Here is an 18,887-nt window from a genome sequence, read left to right as displayed (position 1 = left end):
AATTCACTGTTATTAGGCTTTTTTAAGCACTTAAAGAGCTTAAAATGAGCTAATTCGACCCCTAGCCAAACTGTATTTTTCAACTAAAAGACGCGGTGTTTAGCGAAATAAATCACACATGGTAAAAAATATGTCATCACTGTGAGCTAATCTGACCCTAGTGGCATTAAAGCTGTTTGCTTATTCTGCCAATCAGACATGACCAATTGAGCTCAATATGAATTTATCGTTTTTAAAATTACATCGCTCATTACTACTGATTTTAGTGGTAATGCTGGCCAGCGTATTAACCCTGACACTGAGCTTTGGCGAATACAAAGGCCACAGTGAAGTTGATTGGTTTGATGTTGCGGGCGAAGGTGGCATTACTGCCATGACCCTAGTGTGGATATTTTTTATTCTATTAAGTAGGCCGAAGGGACGAGTAACCAATTTATTATTCGCAGGTCTTGCGATTATGAATCTATCTATGACATTAGATTTTATTGATGAGTTTGTTAGTTATAGCGATGAGCAAGCATGGCTCAGCACCATTGAATCAATTCCCGCCCCTTTTGGCATGATTTTAATGACCATTGCACTTTATCACTGGCATCAAGAACAAATGAGCATTAACCAACAATTACGTAACCGAGAACGCTTTTACCGAGAACACCAACTCAGTGATGCCATAAGCGGCCTTGCCAGTGCCGATTATATGAAAAGCCAAATTAATCGCGAGCTAAATTTATTGCACCATAACCTGCATGGTTTTTCATTGCTGATGTTCGATATTGCGCAGTTTGATCGCTTTAACCGTCAGTTTGGCGACGCTGAAGGCGATAAACTATTACAAGAATTTGCACAAGTGATCACCCTTAATGTGCGAGAGCAAGACTTAGTTTGTCGCTATGCCAGTGATTGTTTTATTGTCATGCTACCAAATACAAAACTAGCTGTCGCAGAACAGCTGAGTTTATCTATTGTCGCGGCATTAGAAGCATTTTCGTTTAACAGCAGCGATAGCACGCTGACTTATAAACAAAAAGTACATGCGAGTTTAGTGTCTGCAACAACCACTGACTCAACTTCAGGTCTATTAAGTAAATTACATCAAGGATTATTAAAAAATAAGCACTTGCACGAATACTCTGATGAGCAAACTGCGTGAATGCTGGTGTGAATGCTAAATCGAGTCAGCTAAGCTATATCGACACGCCGTGCCAAGGCTTACAGTCGTGGGCGGCACAACTCGTTGATTTAGCAAAGCACCGTGGAGTACACCCAGATAAATTACTCAAAGGCACTAAATTATTTTACCAGGACTTTGCAGCAGGAACAGCCTCGATTACTATTGAACAGTTTTATCAACTACAAGAAAATTGCCGCCAATTTGATAACCAACATCAACTCAGTTTTCTACTCGGTCGTAAATTACTCAACCATAACCCGTTATACAGCGCATTTTCTCAAGGTGAAAGTTTACGCACCTTACAAAAACTGCTAACTCGCTCCCCATTACATGGCTTTAATTTATTTAACGCCCATCATAAGCATCATCAAGGCCGCCATTACTTTATTATTAACCTCAGCTTTGGCGCAATAAGCGCAGCGGTTGAGCAATTTTGCTGTGAGTTATTTGCCAGCTTTATCGCTGCAACCTGCAAATGGCGAGTAGGGAATAACAGTGATTTATGTTTTTCATTTCCCTACCCTGAGCCTAAACACATAGAGCAGTACCAAACTAACCTGCAAGCCAACTGCAAGTTTTCACAACAATTATTTATGATCAGTATCAGTGATGAGCTGTATAACAAGCATTTAATTGATAGTTGCCCAAGTTTATTACAACAATCATTAACTAACATCCAACAACTGCCGCAACCTGCTTACCCTTGGTTGCAATTAGTGCGTAATCATATTGCAGCTCACCCACAGCAACCTCTTGAAACCGTTGCTCAGTATTTCACCATGAGCCCAGCTACATTTAAACGCAAACTCAAACAGCACCATACTCGCTTTAGCGCCTTACAAGATTGTATCAACCGCCAAACAGCGGTGTTTAACATTACAACCTTAGCCCAAACCAATGAAACCCTAGCCAACGAACTTAACTTTAGTGACTTAACAAATTTTCGCCGCGCATTTAAACGCTGGACGGGGACGACTCCCTCACAGTTACGAAGCATCATTACAAACAATTAAATTAACAATTAAATTAACAACCTACGACTCATATGCCATTATAAATGATAAGGTTAATATTTTTTATGTATGAAAACTCCACTTGATGAATTAATTAATGACTGGCAAAGTGGCTGCTCTCAAAGTGCAGATAAACTTAAAGCGCGTCTTTATTATCACCTAAAACATGTATGTCATATACATTTATAAAGCTACAGTAAAGAGATTGATTCAACCTATTTGCTAAAGCATTTATCTCAAACGTAGTTGCGGATTTACCCCGCATTAGGCCCTCCCCTAGTATGAAATAATATAACGCGATATAAATCAAAATTACTGTCTGGCTCGCACCAACCGAACATGGTAGTAGTTAAACTTAACATAGTAGAAAACACTGCCATAGTAGAAATCGGTGCCCCACGCGCCACTGCCAGTATAGGCATAGGGTGACGACGACCAAAAATGATTCGCTGGCGTATCAGGGAAAATAACCTCATTTATACTCGGCTCGTAGCAATGCTGCTCGACAATAGAAGCAAGCTCATTTTTATTTGGTAACTGCCAATCACTGTACCCAGCATACGCAGTATCGTTTTGAGTTAAGGCTTGCTGCCAAGTAAAACCACTTGCATCACCGGTACAGCTTTCATCTTCCAATGTTTGCCCAATGCTGCAGCGCATCCACATTAAGCCTGTAGTATTGTGCGTAACCGTGCCGTTATCATGGAGTGTAAAATCACTACTGGGCGTACTATAGGGAATAGCTGTATTTTCATTAGTACAACTGTCACTTGCTATAACATTATTTAAGAAGCACAGGCTAACCAAACCTGTGGTAAATTTGAGTGTGGTATTCATTATTTTTCCTTACTCGTGTCATAAGCTTGCACTTTAAGCTTTTGGCCTATATTGTGCTGCAACTATCGTTTGGTAGCACTTCCATACATCCAACTATTTAAAGTTCATTCACACACTCCTTATATGTCAAGTGTTAACGTCAATAACTCGATGATTCATCAAATCAGTGACATTTTTTAGGGTCTGCCTCGCACCAACCGAACATGGCCGTTGCCGTACTTATTGATGTCGAAAACATAACCAAGGCTGAAACTGACGACCCATGCGCTATCGCTATCGCCAGCATAAGACGACGACGACCAAAAATGACTTGACCGAGTTAGTGGAAAATACTGCGTATCAATAGCTGGACCTATGATACTATTATCCACAATCCCCATCAGCTCTAATCGTGTTGGCATGCGCCAATCGCTGGCACCGCATAGGCTTTGAGTGTTCACACGCTCAACATACGCATAAGTGTTACAATACGTGGCGGAGTTGCTGGCATCATAGCCGTAGCAAGTATCACCATCATAATTTTGGTAACCAGGGCTTCCGCCATTATTGTTACTGTCAGGGTTATACCAGTTATAGTGGTCATGCTTATCATGTAGGCCTCCGTCATCGGTTTTCACTTCCCATATTAACCCAGTATGGTTATCACGCACGCACGACCATGCACTTGCAGATTCTGATAAGTCATTGCCGTTGGCATCCAGCTTAGTAAAGTCAAACCCAGCATTACCACCACCGACTTTTTCAAGTATGCCTGCTTTAGCTTGTGCGTCACGACCGTACTCGGCGTCTTGCCCTTCATGGCCCATGGCTGGGCAGTCAGGTTTATTACTACTGCTATCAGCGCACCAGGTTATGCCGGTATCATTCAATGGCATAACTTTTAATTGAGTGGTAATGGCTAATTTGTTACTGATATCCGACTCAGTGCCTGTTATGTGGCTTGTCATTATAATGTAGTACGTTGTATTACTTTGTAAGTTGGTAAGTTCATGCGTAGTAGTTGATGTATCAAACTCTACTTTAACCCCACCGAGGTCGTTGTAGTTATACGGCGTTATAGCTTCACTTGTTGCATAATAAAGGGTATACCCTGCAATATTGTCTAAGCTATCCCAGCTTACAGTAATACTCTGAACTGAAGCTTGTGCAGAAATTGTGGGAGCTTTAGGTATAATTTTAAACTCAGCAGTTACTGTACATTGCGAAGTAATTAATCCTGTAGTGAAAACACTTTCAACCAATCCCCCTTCACAGCCATATACGCGGTCTATCATATAACCTTCGTCAGTTCTTACAGTAACTTGCGCGCTACTGCCATGATTAACACTTTGTGTTGTAGGAGTAACCGCACCACCTTCACCAGCACTGGCGCTTACTGTGTAGCTATTAATACTAAAACTGGCTTGTACTTCACAGTTTGAGGTTACTTCACCTGTGGTGTAAGTGTTACCACTTAAGCTGCCGTTACAACCTGTTGCCGCATTAATGCTGTAGCCTTCATTTGGTGTAATCGTAATTTGAGCACTGCTGCCATGGTTTACGCTTTGTGTGGCAGGGTTAACTGCTCCACCTTCACCTGCACTGGCGCTTACTGTGTAGCTATTAATGCTAAAACTAGCTTGCACTTCACAGTCTGTGGTTACTGCACTTGTGGTGTAAGTGGTGCCACTTAAGCTACCGCTACAGCCAGTTACCGCGTCAATGCTGTAACCTTCATTTGGTGTAATCGTAATTTGTGCGCTACTGTCATGATTAACGCTTTGCGTGGCAGGGGTAACCGTTCCACCCTCACCAGCATTGGCGGTTACTGTGTAGCTATTAATGCTAAAGCTGGCTTGTACTTGGCAATTTACGGTTACTGTACTTGTAGTATAAGTGTTGCCATTTAAGCTGCCACTACAGCCAGTAACATTGGCAATACTGTAACCTTCATTTGGTGTCACTATTAGGCTTGCTTGCTGCCCAATATTAAGTTCTTGGCTCATGGGTGAAATACTGCCCCCCATACCTGCCTGCGCAGTCATGAGTACTGTTTGAGGGTCAAATGTTGCGCGCACCTCACATGCAGCAGTAATAATACCTGTAGTATATATATTACCTGCTAGTGACCCATCACAGCCTTGGACTGACTCGATATTATGATCATCATCCGCTGTAACGGTAAATGTTAGAGTATCTCCATAAGAAGCCAGCTGTTCAAGTGGCGATATTTGCCCGCCTTCGCCCGCTTGAGCTGTAACTAAAAATGACGTAAGTGAGAACTCTGCTGATATTTCACAGTATTGTGTAATTGCTGCCGTTTGATAACTGGTTCCATTTAATATGCCATTACACCCTGTTACACTTTCAAGGGTATAACCTGCATCAGTTGAAATAGTAAATAATGCCGTATCACCATGAGCCACTGCTAGACTCTCTGGCGTTATAGCTCCTCCGGCTGACTGGTTTATAGTGACAGTGTGCATTTTTACTACAGCTGGGCCGCCAGGATCTTTAATAACACCATTTATTACGCCATCACTATCGCCGGCCCCACCATCGGTTAAAGTTAATGTAAGTGTTAATCTGTCCTCACTTACTGCTACGTTTTCTTGGTCTAATGCTTGCCATTGCTGCCCAATTAATTTTTGATAGGTAAATTGTGTAGGTAATGGGTTTTCATAGGTTATTTGCAGCTCGATGGTTTGCCCTGCTTCAGTTGCAATATCAACAGCAAGTAAATCTCGTTCAAATTCAAGTGAGCTATTCAAGGCTGGTAATTCAGGAGTAGATGATTCAATAATTCCTTTACTTGACGATAAAATGCTCCCTTTACCATCTAAAACGGTTACATTGACTTGTGCTTCATCTTCACCACTAAATAATTGACTTGTTGGCAACGTTGTTGCCGTTATTTGGCAATCAGCTATGAGCGTATCAACTTTATACAGCTCGCCATTCAATGTACCATTACAACCTGTTATTTCATCTAATAAATAACCTGAACTTAATTCATAGTTAATTACTACAGAATCCCCATAAACGTAATCATTTTTATCAGTATAGAGCGTTATGTAGGCATCACTTTCAAGCGCGACATTAATTGTTTTTGCTTCAAATTTCGCGGTTACTTGGCATGATTGTGCTGCACTTTCAATAGTGTAGATATTGTTGCTGTATGTACCGTTACACCCTTCAACGCTGGCAACTTTGTGGCCTTGTTCAGGCTGTAGTTCAAATGTGCCACTCTCTCCCTGTTTTAAAACAAGGCTTGTAGGTTGTAGCTGCCCTTCACCTTCAACATTGGTAGTTATAGTGTAACTTTGTATGGTTGTTTGATTTGTTGTTTTATTGTCATCACTACCACCACAGGCAGTAAGCAAAGCACACAATACAAATAATGCACTATTTTTCATGTCAGTTCCTTGAGACTCAATGGGTAATTACATTAATTTAAGCTAACAGCGGATATATTAGTGTGGTGATTAAAACTCCGTGTTTAATAATTCAATTATAAAAGCAAATTAACAACATAGCATTAACTTATTAGAAGCAAAATTTATACAGACGTATTTTATTTAAAATTTTCTCACAATTTTAAAATGTTTTTCTGGTAGCTGCGGGTTTACCCCGCGTCGAAAAATAGACGCGATTTAAAACAAACACGGTGTGAAATTACGCGATATAAAGTCGCTACGGGATTCATTTACGTATCGTGTTCTCTTAAGGGTTTACCTCGTGTCGGATATCGCATAAATATGCGCGATGTTAAACCAACGCGACGTAAAGTCGCTGCTACGACCCATAAGTAATAATCAATTACTTGATAAAGCCCTTGCAATAGTGACAAATTAACAAATAATGGAGCTACTGTTCACGGGATCAGAATGAGGAAAAATGAACACGATATTAACCACACAATGCGCGGATGATGTAGGCTTAATAGCTAAAATCACCGGACTTTGCCACCAACATAATTTAAATATTACTCGTAATAATGAATTTGTAGATAAAGACGCCCAGCGCTTTTTTATGCGTACTGAATTAACTGGCGCACCAGCACCTGACTTTTTAAATCAATTACAGGCTTTGCTACCCGATGGCGCGCAATTAGCACTGCATACTGACGAAAAAACCAAAGTCGTGTTGCTTGCCACTAAAGAAGCGCATTGCTTGGGCGGCGTATTGCTAAAGCAGTTTGAGCAAGCGCTGAATATTGAAGTATTGGCTGTAATTGCTAATTACCCTGACTTAGCACCATTGGCGAAGGGCTTTGATGTGCCGTTTCATGTGGTCAGCCATGAAGGGTTATCACGCGCTGAACACGACCTGCAAGTGGGTGACTTAATTGCTAGTTACAAACCAGATATTATTGGCCTTGCCAAATATATGCGAATCTTAAGCCCTGAGTTTGTTGGTCGTTTTGACGGTAAAATCATTAATATTCACCATTCATTTTTGCCTGCATTTATTGGTGCAAAACCGTATCATCAAGCATTTGAACGTGGCGTTAAAATTATTGGAGCTACCGCGCATTTTGTTAATAATGAGCTTGATGAAGGGCCAATCATCATGCAAGACGTGACTCATGTAAATCATGCTAACACAGCTGAAATGATGGCTAAGATGGGCAAAGATGTCGAGAAAACAGTGTTTTGTAAGGCACTACAATTAGCGTCTGAGCACAAGCTGTTTATTAATGGTAATCGTACTGTGGTGTTTAGTTAAGCTCTTGGTTTGTGGAAATAGCATGCCAATGAAAATGAAGAGGCTGTTCGCCTCTTTATTTTTGTTATTATTAATGTGTACTTATTGTGCAGGTTCAATCGGTTCTAGTTGTAATTTTGCTGCAATCAATACCGCTTGCGTACGGTTATAAACGCCTAGTTTTCTGAAAATTGCAGTAATGTGGGCTTTTACTGTCGCTTCTGAAATATGAAGTTCGTAGGCAATTTGCTTATTCAGTAAACCTTCGTGTAGATATTGTAATACTTTGTACTGCTGGGGCGTTAACGACGCAACTTGCGCTGCGATCTCTTTATCTTCACCTTCAACGGTTGCAACTTTGTCTTTTAGTTCGAGCGGTAACCACACGTCACCATCCAAAATTTGGTTAATTGCACTGGCAATATCATCCGATGATGATGATTTAGGAATAAACCCCATTGCGCCATAACTCATGACTTTTGAAACAATATGTATATCTTCACTGCCTGATACAACTGCAATTGGTAAGCTTGGGTAGTCTTCACGAATGCGAATTAAGCCGTATAAATCGCCGCTTCCTGGCATATGTAGGTCAAGTAGTAAGATGTCTAAATCTTCTTGTTCGCTAAGTACCTGCAAAGTGCTATCAAAACTATCTGATTCAAAAACGTCTAAATCATCAAACTTTGAACTTAATGCTCCTTTTAGTGCTTCACGAAATAACGGGTGGTCATCCGCTATTAAAAACTGACTCATGGTTCACTCCTAATAAATTCGGCTGCTATCTATCAAGTAGACAACAGCCGATATACTACGTTTAGAATCAACTTCTAATCAAGTTTTTAACGCAAATTTAACGATTTAATCGGTTCTCGATTAATTCATCAACAACGCCCGGATCTGCAAGTGTTGAGGTATCACCAAGTTGTTGATGCTCATTTGCAGCGATCTTACGTAAAATACGACGCATAATCTTGCCTGAGCGTGTTTTAGGTAGACCAGGTGACCATTGAATCATATCTGGCGATGCAATTGGGCTTAGCTCTTTACGCACCCAGTTACGCACCTCTTTGGTCAGTTCATCGCTAACAGTAACGCCTTCGTTTGGCGTAAGATATACATAAATACCTTGGCCTTTAATATCATGCGGGTAACCAACAACAGCAGCCTCTGCGACTGCGGCATGGGCAACTAACGCGCTTTCTATCTCTGCTGTACCTAGGCGATGTCCTGATACATTTAGCACGTCATCAACGCGACCTGTGATCCAGTAGTAACCGTCTTCATCACGACGACAACCGTCACCGGTAAAGTACACACCCGGATACGCTGAGAAATACGTTTGTTCAAAGCGCTCATGGTCGCCATAAACGGTACGAGCCTGTGATGGCCAGCTATCAAGAATAACTAAATTGCCATCAGTAGCGCCCTCAAGTGTATTACCTTCGGCATCAAATAATGCTGGGGCGATACCAAAGAATGGACGCGTTGCAGAACCCGGTTTCATGTCAATCGCACCTGGTAATGGTGTGATCATGATGCCGCCGGTTTCAGTTTGCCACCAAGTGTCAACAATCGGACAATTACTCTTACCAATACTTTCGTAATACCATGTCCATGCTTCTGGGTTAATTGGCTCACCAACAGAACCAAGAATACGTAAAGTATCGCGATTTGATGTGGCTGTAGGTTCATCGCCTTTAGCCATCAATGCACGAATTGCCGTAGGTGCAGTATATAAAATTGTTACACCATGCTTATCAACGACTTCACCCATACGGCCAGCTGTTGGGTAAGTAGGCACACCTTCAAACAATACTTGCGTACAACCGTTTACTAATGGCCCGTAAGCAATATAGCTATGGCCGGTGATCCAGCCTACATCAGCGCTACACCAAAAAACATCATCTTCTTTTAAATCAAATACGTATTCGTGGGTCATCGATGAATAAACTAAGTAACCACCGGTGGTATGAACCACGCCTTTTGGTTGCCCTGTAGAACCCGACGTGTAAAGAATAAAGAGCGGGTCTTCTGCGTTCATAGGCTCTGGCGCGCACACTGCAGGTACATCAGCAACTAAGTCATGCCACCAAACATCATGTTCATTCCACTGCACTTCCCCACCAGTAAGCTGATGCACGACGACGTGCTCGATTGTCGTCACTGATGGTTGTGAAACGGCTTCATCTACGTTTGCTTTAAGCGGTACGGTGTTACCTGCTCGGCGGCCTTCATCAGATGTAATAACTATTTTAGCGCCAGAATCTTTAATGCGATCAGCGATGGCTGAAGGTGAAAAGCCACCAAATACCACTGAATGAATTGCACCTAAGCGCGCACATGCTTGCATTGCGTAAACCGCTTGCGGTGACATTGGCATATATATAGCGATTCGATCGCCTTTTTGTACACCTAATTTTTTTAAGCCATTGGCAAACTTAGCAACTTCATCATGCAGTTGCTGATAAGAAATATGTTCGCTTTGTGAAGGGTCATCACCTTCCCAAATGAGTGCTGTTTTATCTGCTTTAGTCGCCAAATGGCGATCTATACAGTTATATGACGCATTTAGTTCGCCATCTTCATACCATTTAATACTGATATGGCCTTTATCAAAAGAAGTATTTTTTACTTTAGTGAAAGGTGTAGACCAATCAAGGCGTTTGCCGTGTTCACCCCAGAAGCTTTCTGGGTCATCAATAGATTGCTTGTAAAGTGTATTATATTTATCGTTATCAACTAATGCTGCATTCTTGATATGTGCAGGAACTGGATAGATACTTTGTGACATAGTCGTCTCCATTTTTAATTACTTGCCATCGGCCTACCCCAAGGATCACCCAGCATCGTAGGTGAAAGTATTAGACCTTAGTTGTAGAGCCTTTTAATTGTTTATATGTACCTAAAAAGATACTAAACTATCGCACTTTTTACACCATTAATACAGTGTGTTAATAATTTGTACTTTTTATGCTCTGTAATAATGCCACCTTAGTCTAATAGACCAATAGGTAATTGAGTAAAAAGCGTACTTAATCAAAAGTGGTATTACAAAAATGCAACAAGCAGCCTCGAATAGGACATTGACTATGACAACAAAAACAACAGCATTAAAAACCCTCACCGCGACAGCCGTTCTATGCGCACTATCAGCAAGCGCGCATGCTGCAACCATTGGTAATACTGATGTAACTTACGGTGGTTATGTAAAGCTAGATGCTATGTGGAGTGACTACTCATCAGGTGTACAAGCTGGCGGAAGCATTGGTCGTGACTTTTACGTACCAGGCACGACACCTGTGGGTGCTGATGTAGATAGTGATCCAGTATTTGATATGCATGCTCGCCAATCACGCTTTTTCTTTGGTACTGCAACAACGCTAGATGACGGTAAAGAAATAAAAACTAAAATTGAAATCGATTTTATTGCATCAGCTGCCGGCGGAAATGAGCGCGTGAGTAACTCATACGCCCCGCGTGTTCGCCAAGCATTTATTACTTATGATGGTTGGTTATTTGGCCAAACATGGTCAAACTTCCAGAACGTAGGGGCATTACCTGAAACACTCGATTTTGTAGGCCCAGCAGAGGGCACTGTATTTGTTCGTCAAGCTCAAGTTAAATACACAACGGGTAGCTGGTCTTTCTCTATAGAAAACCCTGAAACCACAGTAACAATGCAAGGTGGTTCAAGAGCGTCAATTGATGATGCATCTTTACCTGATTTTACAGCTCGCTATGCGCACAAGGCAAAATGGGGTGAGATTGTGGTTGCGGGGCTTGCACGTCAACTTAGCTACAAACAAAACGGCATTGACGCAGACGAAACATCATTTGGTGTAAGCGCCTCTGGTAAAGTTAATTTTGGTAAAAACAATCTTAAATTTATGCTTACCCAAGGCCAAGGTTTAGGGCGCTATATTGGTTTAAATGTTGCTAATAGTGCGGTACTTAATGGCGATGATCTCGATGCGATTGATTCAACATCTGGTTTTATTGCTTATCAACAGCAATGGAATAACCAATGGCGTTCAACATTCTTATACTCATTCTTCTCAGCCGATAATAACTCAGATTTACTAGCGATAACTGGCGACCCAACAAAAACAAGTCAAAGCTATAGCGCTAATATTCTTTATTCTCCAGTTAAAAAGCTAACATTTGGTGCTGAGTTAAAAGTTGCCGAACGCGAACTAGAAAGCGGCTCTGATGGTGATATGGAACGCTTACAATTTTCTGTTAAATATGCATTTTAATATTATTTATTTCCTGTTACTTCCTTTTAAGCGGCTTTAGCCGCTTTTTTATTGCCAACCATACCACTCTAACTATCCACTTAAACAGAACAAGTATTGCAAATCACTATCATTTAGATTAAATTACTCGCTTCTTTGAACTATTTGGAACTTTACATGTCTGCCCCGCAATTTTTACGTTTATCTAAGTTAGCCGTACTAACCTCTTTAGCCCTCAGCAGTTACAGCCAAGCCACTGAAAATAAAGACAATGATGAGAATATTGAAAAAATCGCGGTGTATGGACAACACCACAAAAACTATATTACGGAAGATGCACAATCAGCGACCAAACTTGGCTTAACAATAAAAGAAACGCCGCAGTCTATTTCAGTGATCTCGCGCGCACTCATGGATGACTTCTCGCTTGATAATTTAAACGCAGTGTTAGAGAGCACACCAGGTGTAACCGTTGAACAAATAGAGACAGATCGTACGTATTTTAAAGCTCGTGGTTTTGAAATTACAAATTTTCAAATAAATGGTATGGGCTTGCCTCAAGATTTAGGTTCTATTCAAGGTACGCTTGATACATCAATTTTTGAAAGTATTGAGGTTGTTCGCGGTGCCAACGGTTTAATGACCGGTGCTGGTAATCCATCAGCAACTGTTAATATGGTGCTTAAAAAGCCGACTTATCAAACAAAAGTTAGCGCTTCAGCTTCTTATGGTTCGTGGAATAACAAACGTTTTGAGCTTGATGCCTCAACAGCCTTAGCGGATGACCATGCAGTACGCGTCGCATTCACTAAGCAAAAAACAGATTCATACCTAGATCGTTATGAACAAGATAAAACTATTTATTACCTAGCCTACGAAGGACAGCTAACCGATAGTACTGTTTTATCTGTTAACTACGTTAATCAAAAAAAGGATGCTGATAGTCCTCTATGGGGTGCGCTGCCACTTTATTACACTGACGGTACAGCAACAAATTATGACTCATCAACCAGCACTGCCGCTGATTGGTCATACTGGAACAATACCGCTGAACAAATATTTGTATCTATTGAGCAAAGTATTGCTGCTAGTTGGTTTATAAAAGCGAATTATGCCCATATAGAAAATGAGCAAGAGTCGGCTTTATTTTACGTATACGGCACACCAAATAAAGAAACTCAAACAGGTCTATCTGGCTTAGCAAGCAATTATAATTATAAAGATGAGCATGATATTTTTGATTTATATGCCACAGGTAAACTTGATTTATTCTCACGTGAGCATGATTTATCATTTGGCGTAAACCAAGCCGATATGAAAAAAACCGAATCATCGCTATATGATGCAAACCAGCAGCACCCTAATCCAGCACCTAGTATTGATCACTTAAATACTTGGGACGGATCAGCGCCAGTACCCACTTTAAATGCAGGCTTACGTGGTGGGGATGTAAAAAACAGACAACGCTCGGCTTATATATCAGCACGACTTAGTCTCACCGATTCATTTAACTTCTTAACAGGTATAAGCCAAGTTAACTGGCAAACTGATGGTATTTCTTATGGCGTAAATAAAGCGAAAGATAGTGAGCAAACAGTGCCTTACTTCGGTGCTGTTTATGACTTCAACGAGAGTATTTCTAGTTATGCTAGCTACACCGAAACTTTTGTGCCACAAACACAACGCGACATTAACGGTGACTACTTAGATCCAATTACTGGTAAAAGCAGTGAAGTTGGCCTAAAAGCTCAATTACTTGAAGATAATCTATTTATTACTTTGGCATACTTTGATGCCAAACAAGTAGGACTTGCTGTAGCTATTCCTAATTCATCGCCAGATGATACGCGCTTTTATGGCGCTGACGGCATTAATAGTGATGGGTTTGAAGTAGAGCTCAGCGGTAAATTGACTGACGATCTAAGTGCAAGCTTTAGCTACAGTGGCGTAAATATTGAAGGTGATGACTTAGTTAAAGATTACACCCCTGAGAATCAATTTAAGCTTGCTATTACTCATCAAGTACCAACGATTGAAGGTCTAACCTTTGGTTTAAATTACCGCTGGCAAGATGATACTAAGCGCGTACAAGTGCGTGATGCCAACAATAATGCACTCGTTACAACAAAGCAAGACGCTTATGGGCTACTAGATTTAATGGCCACTTACGAAATTACTGATAACGTAGGGGTCACTTTAAACATTAATAATGTTACCTCTGAAAAATACATTAACAGCCTATACTGGGCGCAAGGCTATTACGGTGCACCACGTAGTTACGCCATCTCTGTAAACTGGCAACTATAATCACTAACACGCTTTTTATTTATTAAAAAGCACTAGGGCGTGTTGACCTTTGTGGATTGAAATTTGTTCAATCTAGGGGCGATTTAATCGCGGCGCGAGGTTTGTAACCTAGTGGGCTAAGTAAAACCGAGCAACAAAGAGTCAATCGCCCCTAGGAAGAACCCTTTGGGCAGCGCATGTTTGGCATTTATACTGCGTTATCGCCTATTTATAGGGAACAACCACACGACATAGGCTCTGCCTTGCCTAAATACCAAACATACTGCTGCAAAATCAATCACGAAAGGTCAACACGCCCTAGCTCATTACTCAAAAAGTAAAAATAAAAAACCGCTAAATAATTATATTTAGCGGTTTTTTAATATTAAGCGCGGGTCAAGTCGAGCTTATTGAGTCTGTTTAAAGCTCTGCATCATCAGCTAAAAGAGCATCTTCATCGTCAGGCTTAATGGTTGCTTTTAATAGCAATAAATCACGCAACTTACCTTCAATCTCATCTGAAATCTCAGGATTCTCTTTCAAAAACTTAATTGAGTTAGATTTACCTTGGCCAACTTTACTGCCATTGTAGCTGTACCATGCACCGGCTTTTTCAACCAATTTATGTTTAACGCCTAAATCAATAAGCTCGCCGTGTTTAGAGATACCTTGGCCGTACATAATAATAAACTCAGCCTGTTTAAATGGCGGTGCAACTTTATTTTTCACCACTTTAACACGGGTTTCGTTACCAACGACTTCATCGCCCTCTTTAACAGAACCAATACGACGAATATCTAAACGAACAGATGCGTAAAACTTAAGTGCATTACCACCTGTTGTTGTTTCAGGGTTGCCAAACATAACACCAATTTTCATACGAATTTGGTTTATGAAGATACATAACGTGTTTGAGCGTTTGATATTACCCGTTAGCTTACGTAATGCTTGTGACATTAAACGTGCTTGAAGACCCATGTGTGAGTCACCCATGTCACCTTCAATCTCAGCTTTTGGTGTTAGTGCAGCAACAGAATCGACAACGACTACATCGACAGCACTTGAGCGTACAAGCATGTCGCAAATTTCAAGTGCTTGCTCACCGGTATCTGGTTGTGAAACTAATAACTCATCAATATTAACGCCTAGTTTCTGTGCGTAAATTGGATCAAGAGCATGCTCAGCATCAACAAAGGCACATGTTTTACCTTCTTTTTGAGCTTCTGCGATAACTTGTAGTGTCAGCGTTGTTTTACCTGATGACTCAGGACCGTATATTTCAACAATACGCCCCATAGGTAAACCACCTATGCCTAACGCGATATCAATGCCTAGTGAGCCTGTTGATACAGCATCAATATCTAACGCTTTGTTATCACCCAATTTCATAATTGAGCCTTTACCAAATTGACGCTCAATTTGAGATAAAGCAGCGTCCAATGCTTTTTGTTTGTTATCGTTCATTTTACTCTCCAAATCCGGCTAATGCAGACAAGTATACTGTATGAAATCACAGTATCAAGCTTATTTTATAAATTTATCTTTTCAATAACACTTTTCAATGCATAAACAATAGCTTGCGACCTAACTTCGGCTCTGTCGCCCGCAAATATTTGTTGGCTAGAATACACTTTATTGCCAATTTTAATACAAAACCATACTAAACCGACCGGTTTGTCATTAGTGCCGCCACCTGGGCCTGCGACTCCTGATATAGCGACTGATATATCTGCATGTGCAGCTTTACTTGCACCTTCTGCCATTTGCAAAACAGTCTGCTCACTCACTGCACCATAGTGTGTTAATGTTTGTGCATTAACCCCCAGTAAATCTTGCTTTGCTTTATTGCTGTAAGTTACGAATGCACGGTCAATATACGCAGAGCTTCCGGGGGTATCTGTAAGCGCATAACTCACTCCGCCACCAGTACATGATTCAGCGGTAGTGATCCATAAGCATTTATCCGTTAAAATAACACCTAATTGCGCAGCAAGTGTTTTAATCTCTTGATGTAATTCCATATTCAGCCTTTGGGTAAATACATGTCGTTTGATCTTTATGCACCACACACTATAAGTCAACAAACTCCGATGATGCAGCAGTATCTAAAAATAAAATCTGAGCATCGCGATATTCTAATGTTTTATCGGATGGGTGATTTTTATGAGCTGTTCTTTGATGACGCCAAACGTGCGGCTCAACTGCTTGATATTTCGCAAACTCATCGCGGTAAAGCTGGCGGTGATCCTATACCTATGGCCGGTGTACCTTACCATGCTGTTGAGAACTACCTTGCGCGATTAGTGCAGATGGGCGAATCGGTCGCTATTTGTGAACAAGTAGGCGATCCAGCCACTAGCAAAGGGCCTGTAGAACGAAAAGTTGTGCGAATAGTTACACCCGGCACTATTTCGGACGAAGCGCTATTACAAGAACGCCAAGATAATTTGCTCGCCAGTGTTTGGCAAAGCAAAAAAGGTGTATACGGTGTTGCTTATTTAGATATTAACTCTGGTGTGTTTAACATTGTTGAAGTAAATACCGACGAAGCATTTAGTTCAACCTTGCAACGTTTGGCGCCTGCAGAACTACTTTATAGTGAAGACTTTGCTAACTTTCATTTAATTGAGCATGTTAAAGGTGTGCGTCGTCGTCCTGAATGGGAATTCGATTTAGATACTGCACAACACTTATTATGCGATCAGTTCGGCACTAAGGATTTAGTTGGCTTTGGAGTTGATAAAGCCAAAGCGGCATTAGTTGCTGCCGGCTGCTTAATGCAATATGTAAAAGATACTCAGCGTATTACTTTACCGCATATTCGCGCCATTACTCTTGAGCATAATGAACATGCTGTTATTTTAGATGCTGCTACACGCAAAAACTTAGAGCTAACTGTTAACCTATCCGGTGGCTTTGAAAATACCCTAGCGCAAGTACTCGATAAAACCGCGACAGCCATGGGCTCACGGTTATTAAAACGTCGTATTCATACGCCAATTCGTTCTAAGCTTGAACTAAATGCACGTCTTAATGCGATTAGTGCCATTATCGATGCTCAGCTCTACTGTGAGCTGCATGATTCTTTAAAGCAAATAGGTGACATTGAACGTGTTATTGCGCGCCTTGCTTTGTGTACTGCCCGCCCACGCGATTTAACGCGCCTACGCAGCGCTCTACAAGCCCTTGCACCACTGCATGAGTTATTAACGGATGCCAGCGACCCGCGCATCACTCAAATCATCATGCAGTCACCTGAATTACCAGATTTACAACATTTGCTTGAGCAAGCCGTGATTGATAATCCACCGGTACTTATTCGTGATGGTGGCGTTATTGCCCCCGGTTATAATAGTGAGTTAGACGAGTGGCGCGCGTTAAGCCAAGGCGCAACCGATGTACTTGAACAACTGGAACTGCGTGAGCGTGAACGCACAGGGATCAGCACTCTTAAAATAGGGTATAACCGTGTTCATGGTTTCTTTATCGAAGTGAGCCGCGCCAACGCCCACCTAGTACCTGCTGATTATATTCGTCGCCAAACACTTAAAAATAATGAACGTTACATCATTCCAGAGCTTAAAGAGCACGAAGACAAAGTGCTAGGTAGCCAATCAAAAGCGCTCGCACTTGAAAAACAACTTTATGAACAATTATTTGAATTTATAGCTCCCCACATAGAACAGCTGCAAATGATGGCCGCCGCATTAGCTGATTTAGACGTGCTAAATAACCTCGCAGAGCGTGCTGTTACACTTAACTACGCCAAACCCGTACTATGCGACAATGACGATATAAGTATCAAGCAAGGCCGCCACCCTGTCGTAGAGCAAGTTATGAAAGACCCGTTTATAGCCAACCCTGTTGAACTCAATGCACAACGTAAAATGTTGATCATTACAGGGCCAAACATGGGTGGTAAATCAACTTACATGCGCCAAACTGCACTCATTGTTTTAATGGCGCACATTGGTAGTTTCGTCCCCGCTGACAGCGCACATATTGGTCATATTGATCGTATTTTCACACGTATTGGTGCCAGCGATGACCTTGCATCAGGACGCTCAACGTTTATGGTCGAAATGACCGAAACGGCGACTATTTTAAATAATGCAACAGCGCAATCATTGGTCTTAATGGACGAGATTGGACGAGGCACAAGTACCTACGATGGCTTATCTTTAGCGTATGCAACGGCTGATCATTTAGCATCAAAAATATCAGCCAAAACCTTATTTGCAACACATTACTTTGAGTTAACCGAATTAGCTGAGCAACAAGCTGGGCTCGTAAATGTTCACTTAGATGCGATTGAGCACAATGATACTATCGCGTTTATGCATACCGTGCTTGATGGCGCTGCCAGCAAAAGCTTTGGCTTACAAGTTGCTGCATTAGCTGGCGTACCGAAAGCTGTGATTAAGCAAGCTAAACAAAAGCTAAAGATGCTTGAGAATCATCAACCCGTTACCGCTGATCTTAATGTTCAGCAGGCATCGTTATTTGAAAGCGAGCCGAGTGAGGTAGAAACTCAGCTGGCTGAAATCGATTTAGATAACCTAAGCCCACGCCAAGCCCAAGACTTACTTTATAAGTTAAAAGCACTGCTTTAATATTCTGAAAGCAAAAAAAGCTGAAGAGTGACACCCTTCAGCT

At 41.4% G+C, this 18,887-nt stretch carries 12 protein-coding genes; 6 read left to right on the top strand and 6 right to left on the bottom strand.

The window, feature by feature from the left end; all coding sequences use genetic code 11:
• Positions 1 to 217: 217 nt before the first annotated feature.
• Entirely contained in the window at positions 218 to 1,150 is a 933-nt protein-coding gene (locus ACJJVX_RS08225; protein WP_405630993.1) for a GGDEF domain-containing protein, read from the top strand.
• Positions 1,147 to 2,184 carry a helix-turn-helix domain-containing protein gene (locus tag ACJJVX_RS08220; protein ID WP_405630992.1) on the top strand — a complete coding sequence of 346 codons (1,038 nt, stop codon included), beginning with the start codon at positions 1,147 to 1,149 and terminating at the stop codon, positions 2,182 to 2,184. Before ACJJVX_RS08225 ends, ACJJVX_RS08220 begins: the two co-directional genes overlap by 4 nt.
• A gap of 312 nt (positions 2,185 to 2,496) precedes the next feature.
• Here ACJJVX_RS08220 and ACJJVX_RS08215 read toward each other — a convergent pair whose 3' ends face one another.
• A complete protein-coding gene (locus ACJJVX_RS08215; RefSeq protein WP_405630990.1) occupies positions 2,497 to 3,021 on the bottom strand; it encodes a DUF1566 domain-containing protein in 525 nt (174 codons plus the stop codon).
• 176 nt (positions 3,022 to 3,197) lie between these two features.
• On the bottom strand, positions 3,198 to 6,416 hold the full coding sequence (locus ACJJVX_RS08210; RefSeq protein ID WP_405630987.1) for a DUF1566 domain-containing protein: 3,219 nt from the start codon (positions 6,414 to 6,416) through the stop codon (positions 3,198 to 3,200).
• Positions 6,417 to 6,897: 481 nt separating this feature from the next.
• On the opposite strand from ACJJVX_RS08210, the gene purU reads away from it, so the two are divergent.
• Positions 6,898 to 7,728, top strand: coding sequence for a formyltetrahydrofolate deformylase (gene purU, locus ACJJVX_RS08205; protein ID WP_335678402.1), 831 nt, complete (start codon positions 6,898 to 6,900; stop codon positions 7,726 to 7,728).
• A gap of 81 nt (positions 7,729 to 7,809) precedes the next feature.
• Here purU and ACJJVX_RS08200 read toward each other — a convergent pair whose 3' ends face one another.
• Positions 7,810 to 8,463: a response regulator transcription factor gene (locus ACJJVX_RS08200; RefSeq protein WP_054204275.1), complete on the bottom strand. Its 654-nt coding sequence runs from the start codon at positions 8,461 to 8,463 to the stop codon at positions 7,810 to 7,812.
• Between the two features lie 97 nt (positions 8,464 to 8,560).
• Positions 8,561 to 10,501 carry an acetate--CoA ligase gene (acs, locus tag ACJJVX_RS08195; protein WP_054204276.1) on the bottom strand — a complete coding sequence of 647 codons (1,941 nt, stop codon included), beginning with the start codon at positions 10,499 to 10,501 and terminating at the stop codon, positions 8,561 to 8,563.
• 298 nt (positions 10,502 to 10,799) lie between these two features.
• Here acs and ACJJVX_RS08190 point away from each other — a divergent pair, with 298 nt between their 5' ends.
• A complete protein-coding gene (locus ACJJVX_RS08190; protein ID WP_054204277.1) occupies positions 10,800 to 11,966 on the top strand; it encodes a DcaP family trimeric outer membrane transporter in 1,167 nt (388 codons plus the stop codon).
• 156 nt (positions 11,967 to 12,122) lie between these two features.
• The gene (locus ACJJVX_RS08185; protein WP_405630985.1) at positions 12,123 to 14,252 is read left to right on the top strand and encodes a TonB-dependent siderophore receptor; all 2,130 of its coding nucleotides are present in this window, start codon (positions 12,123 to 12,125) and stop codon (positions 14,250 to 14,252) included.
• Between the two features lie 399 nt (positions 14,253 to 14,651).
• Here the strand turns inward: ACJJVX_RS08185 and recA are convergent, their stop codons facing one another.
• Complete coding sequence (gene recA / locus ACJJVX_RS08180; RefSeq protein WP_170173098.1) at positions 14,652 to 15,695, bottom strand: recombinase RecA; 1,044 nt, start codon at positions 15,693 to 15,695, stop codon at positions 14,652 to 14,654.
• Positions 15,696 to 15,760: 65 nt separating this feature from the next.
• Positions 15,761 to 16,252 carry a CinA family protein gene (locus ACJJVX_RS08175; protein WP_405630983.1) on the bottom strand — a complete coding sequence of 164 codons (492 nt, stop codon included), beginning with the start codon at positions 16,250 to 16,252 and terminating at the stop codon, positions 15,761 to 15,763.
• 21 nt (positions 16,253 to 16,273) lie between these two features.
• Between ACJJVX_RS08175 and mutS the strand changes: the two genes are divergently transcribed.
• Positions 16,274 to 18,844, top strand: a complete 2,571-nt coding sequence (gene mutS / locus ACJJVX_RS08170) for a DNA mismatch repair protein MutS (RefSeq protein ID WP_054204281.1) — start codon at positions 16,274 to 16,276, stop codon at positions 18,842 to 18,844.
• Positions 18,845 to 18,887 lie beyond the last annotated feature (43 nt).

Source organism: Pseudoalteromonas sp. Ld20, from assembly GCF_045064175.1.
GTDB lineage: Bacteria > Pseudomonadota > Gammaproteobacteria > Enterobacterales > Alteromonadaceae > Pseudoalteromonas > Pseudoalteromonas neustonica.
The sequence above is the reverse complement of the archived record's forward strand: the minus strand, read 5'-3'. Positions and strand labels throughout refer to the sequence as shown.

What these genes read in the sequence shown, in the direction of transcription:
- ACJJVX_RS08225 (WP_405630993.1), top strand. Translation starts at nt 218, where the DNA reads ATGAATTTATCGTTTTTAAAATTACATCGCTCATTACTACTGATTTTA.
- ACJJVX_RS08215 (WP_405630990.1), bottom strand. Translation starts at nt 3,021, where the DNA reads ATGAATACCACACTCAAATTTACCACAGGTTTGGTTAGCCTGTGCTTC.
- ACJJVX_RS08210 (WP_405630987.1), bottom strand. Translation starts at nt 6,416, where the DNA reads ATGAAAAATAGTGCATTATTTGTATTGTGTGCTTTGCTTACTGCCTGT.
- purU (WP_335678402.1), top strand. Translation starts at nt 6,898, where the DNA reads ATGAACACGATATTAACCACACAATGCGCGGATGATGTAGGCTTAATA.
- ACJJVX_RS08200 (WP_054204275.1), bottom strand. Translation starts at nt 8,463, where the DNA reads ATGAGTCAGTTTTTAATAGCGGATGACCACCCGTTATTTCGTGAAGCA.
- acs (WP_054204276.1), bottom strand. Translation starts at nt 10,501, where the DNA reads ATGTCACAAAGTATCTATCCAGTTCCTGCACATATCAAGAATGCAGCA.
- ACJJVX_RS08190 (WP_054204277.1), top strand. Translation starts at nt 10,800, where the DNA reads ATGACAACAAAAACAACAGCATTAAAAACCCTCACCGCGACAGCCGTT.
- ACJJVX_RS08185 (WP_405630985.1), top strand. Translation starts at nt 12,123, where the DNA reads ATGTCTGCCCCGCAATTTTTACGTTTATCTAAGTTAGCCGTACTAACC.
- recA (WP_170173098.1), bottom strand. Translation starts at nt 15,695, where the DNA reads ATGAACGATAACAAACAAAAAGCATTGGACGCTGCTTTATCTCAAATT.
- ACJJVX_RS08175 (WP_405630983.1), bottom strand. Translation starts at nt 16,252, where the DNA reads ATGGAATTACATCAAGAGATTAAAACACTTGCTGCGCAATTAGGTGTT.
- mutS (WP_054204281.1), top strand. Translation starts at nt 16,274, where the DNA reads ATGTCGTTTGATCTTTATGCACCACACACTATAAGTCAACAAACTCCG.